Origin of the sequence: Pseudomonas frigoris, from assembly GCF_047758635.1 — a bacterium.
Classification (GTDB): domain Bacteria; phylum Pseudomonadota; class Gammaproteobacteria; order Pseudomonadales; family Pseudomonadaceae; genus Aquipseudomonas; species Aquipseudomonas frigoris.
This window is the reverse complement of record NZ_CP180479.1, coordinates 6,297,650-6,311,619: the sequence shown is the minus strand read 5'-3', so window position 1 is coordinate 6,311,619 and position 13,970 is coordinate 6,297,650. Positions and strand designations below refer to the sequence as shown.

Here is a 13,970-nt window from a genome sequence, read left to right as displayed (position 1 = left end):
AACGTTATGGCCCGTGGGGTTAACAAAGTCATATTGGTCGGCACTTGCGGCCAGGATCCCGAAGTTCGCTACTTGCCTAACGGTAACGCCGTGACCAACCTGAGTCTGGCGACCAGCGAACAGTGGACTGACAAGCAAACCGGTCAGAAGGTCGAGAAGACCGAATGGCACCGTGTGTCGATGTTCGGCAAAGTTGCCGAGATCGCCGGCGAGTACCTGCGTAAAGGTTCGCAGGTCTACATCGAAGGCAAGCTGCAGACCCGCGAGTGGGAAAAAGACGGTATCAAGCGTTACACCACTGAAATCGTGGTCGACATGCAAGGCACCATGCAACTGTTGGGCGGCCGTCCACAGCAGGGCGACCAACAAGGCGGGGGCAATAACTACCAGCAGTCCGCCCCAGCCCCACGCCAACAGGCTCCGCGTCCGCAGCAGTCGGCAGCACCGCAACAGTCGCGTCAGGCTCCGGCTCCACAGCAGGCTGCTCCGCAACCGGCTCCGGATTTCGACAGCTTTGATGACGATATCCCGTTCTAAAAAGCAGCTATCCAGTCAGTAACAAAAAAGCGAAGCCATCTGGCTTCGCTTTTTTGTTGGCGCTATTAACTGGATAACGCGGTCACATTGGCCCGTGCCGAGTGCAGTTTCTTGTAGCTATCGATCAACCGCAGGTGCCTGTCGAGCCCCTCCAGTTTCAAGCTGGTCGGCGTCAAGCCATGGAAACGCACGCTGCCGTCCACCGATCCGATCGCTGCATCCGTGCGCTCGTTGCCAAACATCCGGCGGAAATTGGCCTCGTAGTCTTCCAGTTCCAGGTCTTCGTCCAGCTTCATCTCCAGCACCACATTGACGGCCTGGTAGAACAAACCACGCTCAACCGTGTTGTCGTTGTACTGCAGGAACATTTCTACCGCCTCTTTCGCCTCTTCAAATTGCTGCAAGGCGAGATAAATCAGCAGCTTCAACTCCAGGATCGTCAGCTGACCCCAGGCCGTATTGTCGTCAAATTCGATGCCGATCAGGGAGGTGATGTCGGTGTAGTCATCCAGCTCACTTTCCACCAGGCGCTCAACCAGCGCTTGCAGTTCGTCGTCGTCCAGGCGATGCAGGTTCAGGATGTCGGCACGGAAGAAAAGCGCTTTGTTGGTATTATCCCAGATCAGGTCGTCCACGGGATAGATTTCCGAATAGTCCGGCACCAGGATGCGGCATGCCGTCGCGCCGATATGCTCGTAGACCGCCATGTACACTTCCTTGCCCATGCCTTCGAGAATGCCGAACAAGGTCGCGGCTTCTTCGGCATTCGAGTTTTCACCCTGGCCGGAGAAGTCCCACTCCACGAATTCGTAATCGGACTTGGAGCTGAAGAAGCGCCACGACACCACGCCGCTGGAATCGATGAAGTGCTCGACGAAGTTATTTGGCTCGGTCACCGCATGGCCTTCAAACGTCGGCTGGGGCAGGTCGTTGAGGCCTTCGAAGCTGCGGCCCTGCAACAATTCGGTCAGGCTGCGTTCCAGCGCCACTTCCAGGCTCGGGTGCGCGCCGAACGAGGCGAACACACCGCCGGTACGCGGGTTCATCAACGTGACGCACATCACCGGGAATTCACCGCCCAGGGATGCATCCTTCACCAATACGGGGAACCCTTGCTCTTCCAGCGCCTGAATACCGGCCTGTATCCCGGGGTACTTCGCCAGCACATCGGCGGGCACATCCGGCAGTGCAAATTCACCTTCGATGATTTCGCGTTTTACCGCACGCTCGAAGATCTCCGACAGGCATTGCACCTGGGCTTCGGCCAGCGTGTTGCCGGCACTCATGCCATTGCTCAGGAACAAGTTTTCAATCAGGTTGGACGGGAAATACACCACTTCGCCGTCCGACTGGCGCACGTATGGCAGCGAGCAGATGCCGCGCTCTTCATTGCCCGAGTTGGTGTCGATCAGGTGGGAACCACGCAACTCGCCGTCGCGGTTGTAAATCTTCAGGCAGTACGCGTCGAGGATTTCGGCCGGCAGTTCATCTTTACGGCCAGGCTTGAACCAGCGTTCGTCCGGGTAATGCACAAACGGCGCGTTGGCGATCTCTTCGCCCCAGAACTGATCGTTGTAGAAGAAGTTGCAGTTGAGTCGCTCGATAAACTCGCCCAACGCCGACGCCAGCGCGCCTTCCTTGGTTGCGCCCTTGCCGTTGGTAAAACACATCGGCGAGTGCGCATCGCGGATATGCAGCGACCACACGTTGGGAACGATATTGCGCCACGAGGCGATTTCAATCTTCATGCCCAGGTCCGCCAGAATGGCCGACATATTGGCGATGGTCTGCTCCAGCGGCAGATCCTTGCCCGCAATATACGTGCTCGCCTCTGAGGTAGAAGCAGGCATCAGCAACGCTTGGGCATCGGCGTCGAGGTTTTCCACCTCTTCGATCACAAACTCAGGCCCGGCCTGGACCACTTTTTTCACGGTACACCGGTCGATGGAACGCAGGATGCCCTGGCGGTCCTTGTCGGAAATATCCGCCGGCAACTCGACCTGGATCTTGAAAATCTGGTTGTAGCGGTTTTCCGGATCAACAATGTTGTTCTGCGACAGGCGGATGTTTTCGGTGGGAATACTGCGAGTGTCGCAGTACAGCTTCACGAAATAAGCCGCACACAACGCCGACGAAGCCAGGAAGTAGTCGAACGGACCCGGTGCCGAGCCATCGCCCTTGTAGCGGATAGGTTGATCGGCCACCACCGTGAAGTCGTCGAACTTGGCTTCAAGTCGAAGGTTGTCGAGAAAGTTGACCTTGATTTCCATGGGGGATTACCAGAATAACGGGCTAGACGATTTGGTCGCCATTATCCGGCTTTTCGGCCGTAAGTCTCAGAAAAAAGGCCAGTCACGTGCGCACGCGACTGGCCTTCTTTGTTTCGGGAGCGTCGGATTGCAGCACCTGACGCAGAAGCGTTGATCAGAGATGCGCCGCCAGGAACTCGTCAGTGGACACTACGCTTGCATAGGCGAAGCCCAGGGCCGACATGAAGGCGGCGTGCACTTGGGCTGCCGGGACCGTGACACCGTTGAACTCCAGATCACGGGTAGCGCAGGCGTCGTGAATCACCGTGACGGTATAGCCCATATCGGCAGCCGCGCGGGTGATGCCGTCGACACACATGTGGCTCATGCTGCCGACGACGACCAGTTCCTTGATGCCTTGCTCGTCGAGGATTGACCGTAGTTCGGTTTCTCGGAACGAGTTGACGAAGTGTTTGAGCACGACCGGTTCGTCGGCGCGGTTGAGGACTTTGGGGTGCAGCTTCGCGCCCTCGGAGCCCGGCGTGAAAAAGGGCGCTTCGTCGGAGGTGAATTCGTGGCGGATGTGCACCACCGAATCACCCGCATCGCGGAAGGCTTTGAGCAGACGAACGGTATTGTCCGCCGCGGCATCGGCGCCGACCAGCGGCCACTTGCCTTGAGGGAAGTAGTCGTTTTGGATATCAACTACGATGAGTGCTTGCTTGGCCATGACTGTTTCCTCGAAGTGCTTGTTGGTGTGGAATGAAGTATTGGGTCTGGCAGGCCGTCCGAGGATTGGCCGCACCGACAATAGAAGGGGGAAAACTGACAATGGACGCAGAAAGACCAATCGCCGAGTTGGGCGTACTGATCTATCCCGGTGCGCAGATGGCGGCGGTGCATGGATTGACAGACTTGTTCGGGGTGGCGAACCGGATTGCCGCCGAGCATCAGGCGGCGCAGTTGCCGTTGCTGCGGGTCAGCCATTGGCAGGTTGATGGCGATCAGGCGCCCGAGCGGGTCTACGACAGTCATCCTGCTCCAGGCGGCACGTTGGTGGCGGTGTTGATCCCGCCGTCGATTGCCGGTTTTTCCGAAGGCCAGGCACCGCAGGGGCTGACTCGCTGGCTGCGTCAGCAACACGCCAATGGCGCGACACTCGGCGGGGTTTGTGTGGGGTCGATTCTGTTGGCCGAAAGCGGCCTGCTTGACGGTCGCAGCGCCACCACCCACTGGACCTCGGCCAAAACCTTCGCCGAGCGTTACCCGGCGATCAAGCTCAAGGCCGAAACCCCCATCGTTGACGACGGCGACCTGATCACCACAGCCGGGCTGATGGCCTGGTCCGAACTGGGCTTGCGCCTGGTCAACCGCCTGCTGGGGCCAAGCATCGCCACCAGCACCGCGCGGTTTCTGGTGGTGGAGCACAGCGACAGCGCGAGCGAGTGCGGCAGCAATTTTTCACCCATTCTCAGCCATGGCGACGCCTCGATTCTCAAGGTCCAGCATTGGTTGCAAAGCACTGGAGCGACCGATGTGTCGCTGGCGGCGATGGCCGAGCGGGCAGGGCTGGAAGAGCGCACGTTCCTGCGTCGATTTCGTGCGGCAACCGGAATCAAACCCACTGAGTACTGCCAGCACCTGCGGGTCGGCAAGGCCCGGGAAATGCTCGAGTTTACCAACGGCACCATCGATCACATTGCCTGGACGGTGGGTTATCAGGATCCGAGTGCCTTTCGGGCGACGTTCAAGAAAATTACCGGGTTGGCGCCGCGTGATTACCGGACACGGTTTGGGGTGACACCCTCAGCCGTGGCTCGGTAGCCAGATCACAACAGATCAAAATGTGGGAGCGGGCTTGCTCGCGAATGCAATCTGTCAGTCGATATTAATGCTGAATGACACACCGCTTTCGCGAGCAAGCCCGCTCCCACATTGGATCTGTGTAAGCCTTCGGTCGTGCAAAATGCCGGAATCTTGAAGGCTGTCGTGCAGAATCAAACAGGCACGGTGCCATCATGTTTTTCGTAACTGGCTGATTTGAAAAACGTTTGTCTTTGGCCCCCCTTGGCCTGATCTCTGCACCCCTTCAACTACATTCATCAAGCGCAGACTGAAGGGGGACGCATGACCCCAGCAAGCCGCAAGAAACTGGTGGTCGCCCACTCCGTGCGCCCCGAGGCTCCGTTGCACGAAGTGGAAACCAATCGTGCGCTGGCCCGTTGGCTGGCACAGATTCTGGGGCTTAAATACGGCGGCAGTTACGACCCCGAACTGCACAACGGTCGAGACCTTTATCTGTTGCCGACCCAGACGCTTGTTGGCGTCGCTGCCGCCCGGCAATTGGGCGTCAAGGGGCCGGAGGATTTATGGGGCGGTTACGTCGACCATGATTTCATCTGTACCAAAGCCATCAGTCACGGGCTGCGCAACAAAGATGCTCACGCACCGGAAGGCTGGTCACCGTTGTTTTCCGAACGGGTGCGCAGCGTGGTGCTCGACGGCCTCAGTGTTTTTTCCATGGCCGATGCGCGTCCTGCGGCGGAGCATCTGCTCTACAGCGGCCCGATCCGCATCAAGCCGATTCATGCCTGCGCCGGACGCGGTCAGGAAGTGATCAAAAGCCTCGACCAGTTCGATGCCATCCTCGCCAGACCCGAGGCCAATGCGCTGTTCACCGAAGGCGTGGTGCTGGAGCAGGACCTGGACCACGTGATCACCCACAGCGTCGGTCAGAGCTTTATCGGCGACACGGTGCTGAGTTATTGCGGTGATCAATACTTGACCGAAGACGGTCAGGGCGAGCAGGTTTATGGAGGGTCCAACCTGCTGGTGGTGCGGGGTCACTACGATGATCTGCTCGAACTGGAACTACCGGACGATGTGCGGCTGGCGATCCGGCAGGCGCAAGTGTTTGACCGTGCTGCGGATGAGGCTTATCCCGGTTTCTACGCCTCGCGGCGCAACTACGACATCGCCCAAGGTGTCGACAGTAATGGCAAGCAGCGCAGCGGTGTGCTCGAGCAGTCCTGGCGGATGGGCGGTGCCAGCAGCGCCGAAGTTGCCGCCTTGCAAAGCTTCGTCAACGACTCCGGGATGCGCGCGATTCGCGTGTCGTCGGTCGAGACCTACATCGACCAGCCGCTGCCGGCGGACGCCATCGAGGTGTATCGCGGGCCGGCGCAAAACAGTGACTTTCTTCTCAAGTACGTAACGGTTAAATCCTATGACGGCTAGAAGCGAAACCATTCAGATCGACATCGACGATGAACAGATGGTCGGGACTTTTCTCAGTCCCAAATCGAAAGTCCCCGGCGTGCTCTTTGTGCACGGTTGGGGCGGCAGTCAGGAGCGGGACCTGGAGCGGGCCAAAGGCATCGCCGGTCTGGGTTGCGTGTGCCTGACGTTCGACTTGCGCGGGCACACCGGCGGGGCCGGAATTGCGCTGAGTCGAGTCACGCGGGAAGACAACCTGCGCGACCTGCTGGCGGCGTATGACCGCCTGCTCGCGCACCCGGCGCTCGATACATCGGCGATTGCCGTGGTCGGCACCAGTTATGGCGGTTACCTGGCCTCGATCCTGACGTCATTACGTCCGGTGCGCTGGCTGGCGCTGCGGGTGCCGGCGCTGTATCGCGATGATCAATGGCACACGCCCAAACGTGACCTGGACAAGCTCGATTTACGTGATTACCGCAGCACGTTAGTCCGCGCCGAGAGCAATCGTGCGCTGCATGCCTGTTCGCAATTTACCGGGGATGTGCTGCTGGTGGAGTCCGAGACCGACGACCATGTGCCCCACTCAACCATCATGAGTTACCGCGCTGCGTGTCAGCAGACCCACTCGCTGACCCACCGGATTATCGACGGAGCCGATCACGCCTTGAGTGAGCCTGTTTCGCAACAGGCATACACCTCGATCCTGGTGGGCTGGATCACCGAGATGGTAGTGGGCGAGCGGTTGAGCATTATCCAATCAACCTGAGACCTGTGGTGTTCTTGCGATCAATCGCGAGCAAGCTCGCTCCCACACTCGACCTGTGTTCGCAGGACTAATGTGGGAGCGAGCTTGCTCGCGATGACGTCCTCACAAACACCAGATCACTTGGGCTTTTTCGCGATCCGCAACGACTTGGCCTTGGCTTCCACGATCAGGTACATCACCAGGGTAATCAGTAGCGGCAAGATGAAATAGATCGCCCGATAGGCCAGCAATCCGGCCACCAGGCTCCCTCGGGACACTTCATGTTGCAGCAGCGCCACGAACACCGCTTCCAGCACGCCAAGCCCGGCCGGAATGTGCGTGATGACCCCGGCAATCGCGCTGATCAGCAACACCCCGAGCACCAGCGGGTAATCCAGCTTGCTCGGCAGCAAGGTGAAAATCACCGCCGCCATCAGCGACCAGTTCAGCGCCCCGAGGGCCAGTTGCAGCACTGCCATGCGCAGGGACGGCAGGTCGATTTCCACCCCGCGTATCGCCCATTCCCGACGCTTGGAAAACTGACACGCTGCCAGATACCCCGCACTCACCAGCAGCAACAACACACCCACACCTTGCAAGGCGCCGCTGCTCAGCTTCCAGCCTGGCGGCATTCGCACCAATCCGCTGCTGAACACTGCACCGGCAATCACCATGTAACCGAACCAGTTTGTCGCCAGGCTCAACCCGAGAATTTTCGCGATGTTGCCCTTGCTCACCCCGAGTCGCGAATACAGCCGATAACGCATGGCAATACCGCCGACCCATGCACTCAGGTTGAGGTTGAAGGCATAGCTGATAATCCCCACCGGCAGGATCTGCTTCCACGTCAGGTCCTGGCGAATGTAGGTACGGCCGATCAGATCGAAGCAGGCGTAGACCAGAAAACTCAGCAAGGTCAGACCGGACGCGATGATCAGCGTGCGCACCTTGAAATCTGCGAGGTTGTTGAACACTTCATCCCATTCGATGCGCTGGGCCAGCATCGTGAACAGCACGATCAGGGCCAGGAAAAACAGCATTGTCAGCGGCCGTTTCCAGCGACTCCAGAGGGATTTGGTCGGGTTGTCGGCGTGGGTCGCCGGTTGTGTATCAGAGTGGCTCATCAGGTGTCACTCCCGGCGGAATGGGTAAAAGGTTTCAGGCGCGGTTTATGCGCCGGCAACCAACCGGCCCAGGCCGGGAATTGCGCCAAGAAGTGAAACACCAGAAAGCCGACGGTCATGTGCCAGACCCGTCCACGCGGGGTTTTGTCGACGGACATGACCTTGCAATGGTTGTCACTCAGGTCTTCGAGGCGCTCGAACAGGTCGCGGTTGAAGGCGCGATCGCGGATCAACACATTGGCTTCCAGGTTCAAGGACAGGCTCAACGGGTCGAGGTTGCTCGAACCGACCGTGCTCCAATCCTCATCCACCAGCGCGACTTTGCCGTGCAGCGGACGGTCGCAATATTCGTAAATCTGCACGCCGGATTTGAGCAGGTAGTCATAGGTCATGCGTGCGGCGAGTTTGGCCGCCAGCATATCGGGTTGACCTTGCAGGATCAGTCGCACATCGACGCCACGGTGCGCCGCGTTGCGGATCTCGCGCAGCAGGCGATAGCCCGGAAAGAAGTAGGCATTAGCGATCACCACTCGGCGCTGGGCACTGCGCAGCACCTGTCGGTAAACCTCTTCGATGTCAGTCGGATGCTCGCCGTTGTCGCGGTACACCAGGCGAACCTGGCCGTCATGATCGGTGAACGCCAGTTCCGAGCGCCGTTGCCTGCGTCGTTGCCACCAGTATTTGGCGCGAGCCGGGCGACCGCATTGCAGCAAGGCGAAGTGATGGATGTCGGCCACCGCCGGGCCTTGCACTTCAACGGAATAATCCTGCTTGGCCTCAGGGCCGAAGTCAGCCAGATGGTCGGCAGAAAAGTTGATGCCGCCGATGAACGCAATCGTGCCGTCGACCACCACGATCTTGCGGTGCAGGCGGCGGAACCAGTTGGTGCGGATGCCGAGATGTTTGGGCGCGGGGTCGAAAATCTGGATGCGCACGCCGGCCTCACTCAGGGCGGTGAGGTATCCCGTGCTCAGTTCACCGCAGCCAAAGCCATCGAGACTGGCGGTAATTCGCACGCCGCGTTGAGCGGCGGCGATCAGTACTTCCTGCAGCTCTTCACCGACCTTATCCTCAAACACAATGAAGGTTTCCAGCAGGATTTCAGTCTTCGCCTGACGTATGGCCTCGAACACCCGAGGGAAATACGCTTCGCCGTTTTCCAGCAGCTCTACGCGGTTGTTGCCTTGCCAGCCATATTCGACGTCGACCACCCCCGGCTCACGAATCGCCGGGGTCGTGGATAAGTGCTCCACATGGGTTTTATCCATCGATGGGCTGCTCATAGCTCGATCTCCACCGATAGTGGTGCATGGTCGGAAAGGTGTGACCAGGGTCGCGCGGCCAGCACTTGCGGCTGGCTGGCCTTGAGGTTGCGCACGTAGATGCGGTCGAGGCGCAGCGCTGGCAAGCGCGCTGGAAAACTGCGCGCTGGTTTGCCGTGGAGTTCGGCGAAAACCTCCCGCAGGCCGCTGGGTTTGAGCAGTGCGTCGGCGCGCTGGCGCCAGTCGTTGAAGTCACCGGCAACGATCACCGGGGCATCGCTGGGCAGTTCTTCGAGGCACTGGGCCAACAACTTGAGTTGTTCGGTCCGGTGGGTTTCGCGAAGACCCAGATGCACACAAATGGCATGCACTTCCTGGCCGTCACCGGGCAGGCGCAGCACGCAATGCAGGATGCCGCGGTTCTCGTGACCGCTGATGGAAACGTCGAGGTTGTCGTGGCGAATGATCTGGAATTTCGACAGCAGTGCATTGCCGTGATCGCCTGCTGGATAGACCGCATTGCGTCCATAGGCGAACTGCGGCCACAGGGTGTCGGCGAGGAATTCGTATTGCGGTATCGCCGGCCAATTGCTGTAGCGCTGGGGATGATGCTCGTGGGTGCCGTGGACTTCCTGCAAAAACACCACGTCGGCGGACACGCTGCGCACCGCTTCGCGCAATTCGGGCAGGATGAAGCGCCGGTTGAGCGCGGTGAAACCCTTGTGCGTGTTGACCGTCAGCACGGTGAAGCGGCGCACGGCGGTGATGATAGTTTGCTGTTCGTCGGTGGTGCCGACCGGTTCGGAAATGCTCATGACAGCACCCCCTCGGCGGCCAGTTCACCGGGACGGGTGGCGAGGTCTTTATCCAGATGAAAGCGCTCCAGCAAGCGGCGGGCATCGAAGGGCGCGCGGACTTTGATGTCGTTGTCGAAGTAGCAAAACACCTCACGGGATTTGCGCGCCTTGGGCTTCTGCCGGGGCGCGATCAATTGCGGGTCGCTCGGTTGCTGGCCGTGGTACCAGGCTTCGATCCGGTCACCCCAGCGTTTCAGCGCCTCGGGGGTGTAACCGCTGGCATAGAGTTCTTCGGCACCGTGCAGGCGCAGGTAAACGAAGTCGCTGGTGAGGTCTTCGCGGTACGGCCATTTACCGGCGGTGTCGGCGATGACGAGGGCCGCGTTATAGCGTTTGAGCAGGCGGATGAAGGCCGGGTCGACGAAGCTCTCGTTTCTGATTTCTACGGCATGGCGCAAAGGCTTTTTCCCGTAGGCCTTCAGGCTGGCGTGACCGTTTACGTGCGAATCATGCTGGCGGGCGAGGGTGGCGGCCTCTTCGGTGTTGTGCGGCAACTGCTCCAGAAAGGTTTCGAACAGCTCGGCATCGAATTTGAAGTTGGGCGGAAATTGCCAGAGGATCGGGCCGAGTTTTTCTTTGAGTTCCAGCACCCCGGACGCAAAGAAATTCGCCAAGGGTTTATGGACGTCCCGCAGTCGCCTGATGTGGGTGATGAAACGCGGGGCTTTGACGCTGAAAACGAAGCCCCTCGGGGTTTCGGCGTACCACTGGGCATAACGTTCGGGCCGTTGCAGGGCGTAAAACGATCCATTGATTTCGATGCTGTTGACCGCCCGTGAGGCGAATTGCAATTCGCGCTTGTGGGTCAGCCCCTTCGGGTAGAAATCCCCCCGCCAGGGCGTGTAGCGCCAGCCTGAAATACCGATGTGGATCGCCGCCATGTCGCCTCCCGTCTAATGGTTCTCGGACTGCCTCTGTCTTTTGATGACTGCGGGGCGGGCGAGAAAGTTTCGACGGGACTACGGACGGTTAATGCTCAACAGACCCACACAAATCAAATGTGGGAGCGAGCTTGCTCGCGATAGCGGTGTGTCAGTCACATCGATGCTGGATGTGCTGCCGTCATCGCGAGCAAGCTCGCTCCCACAGGGTTTAGTGACCGGCGACGATCCGTTGTGAGCCTTCAGCGGGTTCGGCATACAGCACCATCAACGACAACAGCAGCATTTTGCGCGGGACTTTGCCGGTGAGGGCGGTCAGCACCGGGGCGCCAATGGCAACGCCCAATGCGTAGAGGCTGACCAGCAGGCCGGCGGACGGCAGGCTGACGCCGAGGTCGGCGCCAATGGTGGGTAACAGGCCAACGATGACGAACTCGGTCGTCCCGATGGCGAAGGCGCTGAGGGTCAGCGCGAGCAAGGCAATGGACATGGCTGCAACTCCGGAGGATTGATTGATGGAGCGCAGTGTCCGGGTTTGGGTTATGCGGAAAAATACAGGGATGGGCATTTGATATTTGCGTGTAGATCAAATATCGAAAGGGTTAAAGGTTTTTCAGCTGCAACGCAGACCCTGTAGCCGCTGGCGAAGCCTGCGTCCGGCTGCGCAGCAGTCGTAAAGTCAGACACTGCGGTGTGCCAGATTCACCGTGCACTCAGGGTTCACGACTGCTTCGCAGCCGAACGCAGGCTTCGCCAGCTGCTACACGGATTGCGTTATGGCCGCATCAGCTGGTTATCTCCCGGCCAAAACCGAACTTGCCTACAATTCCCCGATCAGTTCCTTACAGACCCTTTCGCAGGAGCGCCGCGTTTGTTCAAGTTCAAGACCGCGATACTACTGGGGGCGTTGCTGATTCTGGGCAGCAACGAGCTGGAGGCTGCCGCACTACCGGGTGTGCCGGCGGCGACCACCGCCACGACACCACTGGCCCACCCCGAACCGCTGGTACAGGGTGGTTTGCTGGGTGCCATCAGTTCGAGCATTGAGGAAGTCCAGGGCAAACTCGATCTCAACGAGGACCTGCTGGACGCCTGGCGTCTGCGTGCAGACCGGGCGGCGGTTGAGGTGGATCAACTGGTCAATCGTCCTTCGGCCCGTTCGAGCTGGAGCGTGGCGGGGGACTTCCTGCTGTTGTCCGGTGTGTGGATGGGCGTCTTTGTGCTGCTCTGGCTGCTGGGAGGACTGCTCTCCAAACGTCTGTGCCAGAACCGCCTGCTGCTCACTCGCGAGCGCGGTCAGGCTTTACTGGGTTATGTGTTGCCTTACACGGTTCCGGCGCTGATCAGCCTGCCCCTGACGCTGTATGTCAGCCACTTCTTGCAAGTGTCCGCCGGCCGGGCGCTGGCATTGTGTTTCGCCTATGCCACCAGCAGCGGCATTTTTGCCGCGTCGTTGCTGTTGTCGCTGGTGGTGTTGTTCGACGCCGGCCACAAGCGCCGGGCGGTGCAGATTATTCGTCAGTACAGCCCACGACCGCTGTTTTTGATGGGCTTCCTCGTGGCCTTGAGCGACGCCTTGACCAGTCCGCAGATCGCCCGCCTGCTCGGCGGCAATCTCACCAGCAGTGTCGCGGTGTTCACCGGGGTGGCGGCCTCGGTCACCTTTGGCATTTTGGTGATCAAGATGCGCCGTCCGGTCGCCCATCTGATCCGCATTTTGCCGTTGTCCCAGCGCCTCAGTCAGCCGGCCGTGCGTGAAATGTTGCGGGTCTTTTCCGGGCTCTGGTACTGGCCGATTCTGTTGATGGTGCTGGTGTCGGTGATCAACCTGATCGGCATTGGCGATGACAACCAGAAAGTACTGCGCTGTGCGTTGTTTACTACGGTGCTACTGATTGCGATGGTGTTTCTCAGCACGTCGCTCCATCACCTGTTCAAGTCGCGCAGTGAGTTGGCCGTACGCCGCAGCAGTGCCTACAAAGAACGCTTTCTCAGCCTTTCGCACGCGTTGCTGCGGATCGCCCTGGCGATTGTTTTTATCGATGTCCTGGGGCGCATCTGGGGTGTGTCGCTGTTCGAGTTTGCGGTGAGCAATTCGGTCGGCCGGGCGATCAGCGATTCCCTGAGCCGTATCGGTTTGATTTTCCTGGTGACCTGGATGGGCTGGGTGGTGTTGGACACGGCGATTCAGGAAGCCCTGAAACCACCCGTTAACAAACGCTCGGCGCGCCAACCCAGTACCCGAACCAAAACCATCCTGCCGCTGCTGCGCAACGCGATCAAAATCATCCTGGTGGTGATCTGCGCCATCACCACCATGGCTAACCTGGGAATCAACGTTGCACCCTTTCTGGCCGGTGCCGGTGTCGTGGGGCTGGCCATCGGTTTCGGTTCCCAGCAACTGGTGCAGGACGTGATCACCGGGTTGTTCATCATCATCGAAGACACGTTGTCGATTGGCGATTGGGTGGTGCTCGACTCCGGCCACGCCGGCACTGTCGAAGGCCTGACCATCCGCACCTTGCGCCTGCGCGACGGCAAGGGGTTTGTACACTCGGTGCCGTTCGGTCAGATCAAGGCCGTGACCAATCAATCACGGCAATTCGCCTATGCGTTCTTTTCGGTGCAATTCACTTACGACACCGATGTCGACAAGGCTATCGAGTTGATCCGCGAGGCCGGGGACTCCATTCGCGACGATGCGTTCCTCAAGTACAACCTGCAAGGGCCGCTGGATGTGTTTGGTGTCGACAAGATGGACCTCAACGGCGTGGTGCTGACGGCACAGTTCCGCACTGTGTCGGGTGGGCAGTACGCGGTGAGTCGGGCGTTCAACCAGCGTTTGAAAAAGCTTGTGGATAACAGCCCGTGGGTGCATTTCGCGCAGACTTATCCACAGCAGGTGTTGATGCCTAGACAGGCTGTTGAGTCGCCGCAAAGCGATGGGCTTGCATCGGAGCATTCATCAGTGTTCCTGCCGGATCAGCCGCGTACTCAATGATTTTGTTGGCAGTGACGGCCCCTTCGCGAGCAAGCCCGCTCCCACAGGGGGAATGCGATCAAATGTGGGAGCGGGCTTGCTCGCGAAGGGGCCAG

Annotated in this window: 11 protein-coding genes and 1 pseudogene; 5 read left to right on the top strand and 7 right to left on the bottom strand. The window is 59.5% G+C overall.

The features are described from left to right. The first annotated feature begins 6 nt into the window (after window positions 1-6). The gene (locus ACMXYH_RS29110; RefSeq protein WP_008145505.1) at window positions 7-537 is read left to right on the top strand and encodes a single-stranded DNA-binding protein; all 531 of its coding nucleotides are present in this window, start codon (window positions 7-9) and stop codon (window positions 535-537) included. A gap of 65 nt (window positions 538-602) precedes the next feature. Here ACMXYH_RS29110 and ACMXYH_RS29105 read toward each other — a convergent pair whose 3' ends face one another. Next, window positions 603-2,807, bottom strand: coding sequence for an OsmC domain/YcaO domain-containing protein (locus ACMXYH_RS29105; RefSeq protein WP_415765717.1), 2,205 nt, complete (start codon window positions 2,805-2,807; stop codon window positions 603-605). 154 nt (window positions 2,808-2,961) lie between these two features. Beyond that, window positions 2,962-3,516, bottom strand: a complete 555-nt coding sequence (locus ACMXYH_RS29100; protein ID WP_415765716.1) for a cysteine hydrolase family protein — start codon at window positions 3,514-3,516, stop codon at window positions 2,962-2,964. A gap of 101 nt (window positions 3,517-3,617) precedes the next feature. On the opposite strand from ACMXYH_RS29100, the gene ACMXYH_RS29095 reads away from it, so the two are divergent. The 3 genes from ACMXYH_RS29095 (at window position 3,618) to ACMXYH_RS29085 (ending at window position 6,771) form a co-directional block, all read left to right on the top strand. Then, entirely contained in the window at window positions 3,618-4,610 is a 993-nt protein-coding gene (locus ACMXYH_RS29095; RefSeq protein WP_415765715.1) for a GlxA family transcriptional regulator, read from the top strand. Between the two features lie 303 nt (window positions 4,611-4,913). Beyond that, the gene (locus ACMXYH_RS29090; RefSeq protein ID WP_134423329.1) at window positions 4,914-6,023 is read left to right on the top strand and encodes a DUF3182 family protein; all 1,110 of its coding nucleotides are present in this window, start codon (window positions 4,914-4,916) and stop codon (window positions 6,021-6,023) included. Next, window positions 6,013-6,771: an alpha/beta hydrolase family protein gene (locus tag ACMXYH_RS29085; RefSeq protein ID WP_415765714.1), complete on the top strand. Its 759-nt coding sequence runs from the start codon at window positions 6,013-6,015 to the stop codon at window positions 6,769-6,771. Before ACMXYH_RS29090 ends, ACMXYH_RS29085 begins: the two co-directional genes overlap by 11 nt. Before the next feature lie 116 nt (window positions 6,772-6,887). Here the strand turns inward: ACMXYH_RS29085 and ACMXYH_RS29080 are convergent, their stop codons facing one another. The 5 genes and pseudogenes from ACMXYH_RS29080 to ACMXYH_RS29060 all read right to left on the bottom strand — a co-directional run. Further along, window positions 6,888-7,874, bottom strand: a complete 987-nt coding sequence (locus ACMXYH_RS29080; protein ID WP_415765713.1) for a lysylphosphatidylglycerol synthase domain-containing protein — start codon at window positions 7,872-7,874, stop codon at window positions 6,888-6,890. Then, complete coding sequence (gene clsB / locus ACMXYH_RS29075; RefSeq protein ID WP_415765712.1) at window positions 7,874-9,157, bottom strand: cardiolipin synthase ClsB; 1,284 nt, start codon at window positions 9,155-9,157, stop codon at window positions 7,874-7,876. The genes ACMXYH_RS29080 and clsB overlap by 1 nt, the downstream gene beginning before the upstream one ends. Then, on the bottom strand, window positions 9,154-9,951 hold the full coding sequence (locus ACMXYH_RS29070) for an endonuclease/exonuclease/phosphatase family protein (protein ID WP_415765711.1): 798 nt from the start codon (window positions 9,949-9,951) through the stop codon (window positions 9,154-9,156). Before ACMXYH_RS29070 ends, clsB begins: the two co-directional genes overlap by 4 nt. After that, the gene (locus ACMXYH_RS29065) at window positions 9,948-10,874 is read right to left on the bottom strand and encodes a DUF72 domain-containing protein (protein ID WP_415765710.1); all 927 of its coding nucleotides are present in this window, start codon (window positions 10,872-10,874) and stop codon (window positions 9,948-9,950) included. The genes ACMXYH_RS29070 and ACMXYH_RS29065 overlap by 4 nt, the downstream gene beginning before the upstream one ends. Before the next feature lie 256 nt (window positions 10,875-11,130). Next, window positions 11,131-11,364, bottom strand: a pseudogene (locus ACMXYH_RS29060) (MFS transporter); the annotation flags it as partial. Between the two features lie 381 nt (window positions 11,365-11,745). On the opposite strand from ACMXYH_RS29060, the gene ACMXYH_RS29055 reads away from it, so the two are divergent. Next, window positions 11,746-13,875, top strand: coding sequence for a mechanosensitive ion channel family protein (locus ACMXYH_RS29055; protein WP_415765709.1), 2,130 nt, complete (start codon window positions 11,746-11,748; stop codon window positions 13,873-13,875). The last annotated feature ends 95 nt before the right edge of the window (window positions 13,876-13,970 follow it).

Coding starts and splice junctions, on each gene's coding strand:
- ACMXYH_RS29110 (WP_008145505.1), top strand. CDS start 7: ATGGCCCGTGGGGTTAACAAAGTCATATTGGTCGGCACTTGCGGCCAG.
- ACMXYH_RS29105 (WP_415765717.1), bottom strand. CDS start 2,807: ATGGAAATCAAGGTCAACTTTCTCGACAACCTTCGACTTGAAGCCAAG.
- ACMXYH_RS29100 (WP_415765716.1), bottom strand. CDS start 3,516: ATGGCCAAGCAAGCACTCATCGTAGTTGATATCCAAAACGACTACTTC.
- ACMXYH_RS29095 (WP_415765715.1), top strand. CDS start 3,618: ATGGACGCAGAAAGACCAATCGCCGAGTTGGGCGTACTGATCTATCCC.
- ACMXYH_RS29090 (WP_134423329.1), top strand. CDS start 4,914: ATGACCCCAGCAAGCCGCAAGAAACTGGTGGTCGCCCACTCCGTGCGC.
- ACMXYH_RS29085 (WP_415765714.1), top strand. CDS start 6,013: ATGACGGCTAGAAGCGAAACCATTCAGATCGACATCGACGATGAACAG.
- ACMXYH_RS29080 (WP_415765713.1), bottom strand. CDS start 7,874: ATGAGCCACTCTGATACACAACCGGCGACCCACGCCGACAACCCGACC.
- clsB (WP_415765712.1), bottom strand. CDS start 9,157: ATGAGCAGCCCATCGATGGATAAAACCCATGTGGAGCACTTATCCACG.
- ACMXYH_RS29070 (WP_415765711.1), bottom strand. CDS start 9,951: ATGAGCATTTCCGAACCGGTCGGCACCACCGACGAACAGCAAACTATC.
- ACMXYH_RS29065 (WP_415765710.1), bottom strand. CDS start 10,874: ATGGCGGCGATCCACATCGGTATTTCAGGCTGGCGCTACACGCCCTGG.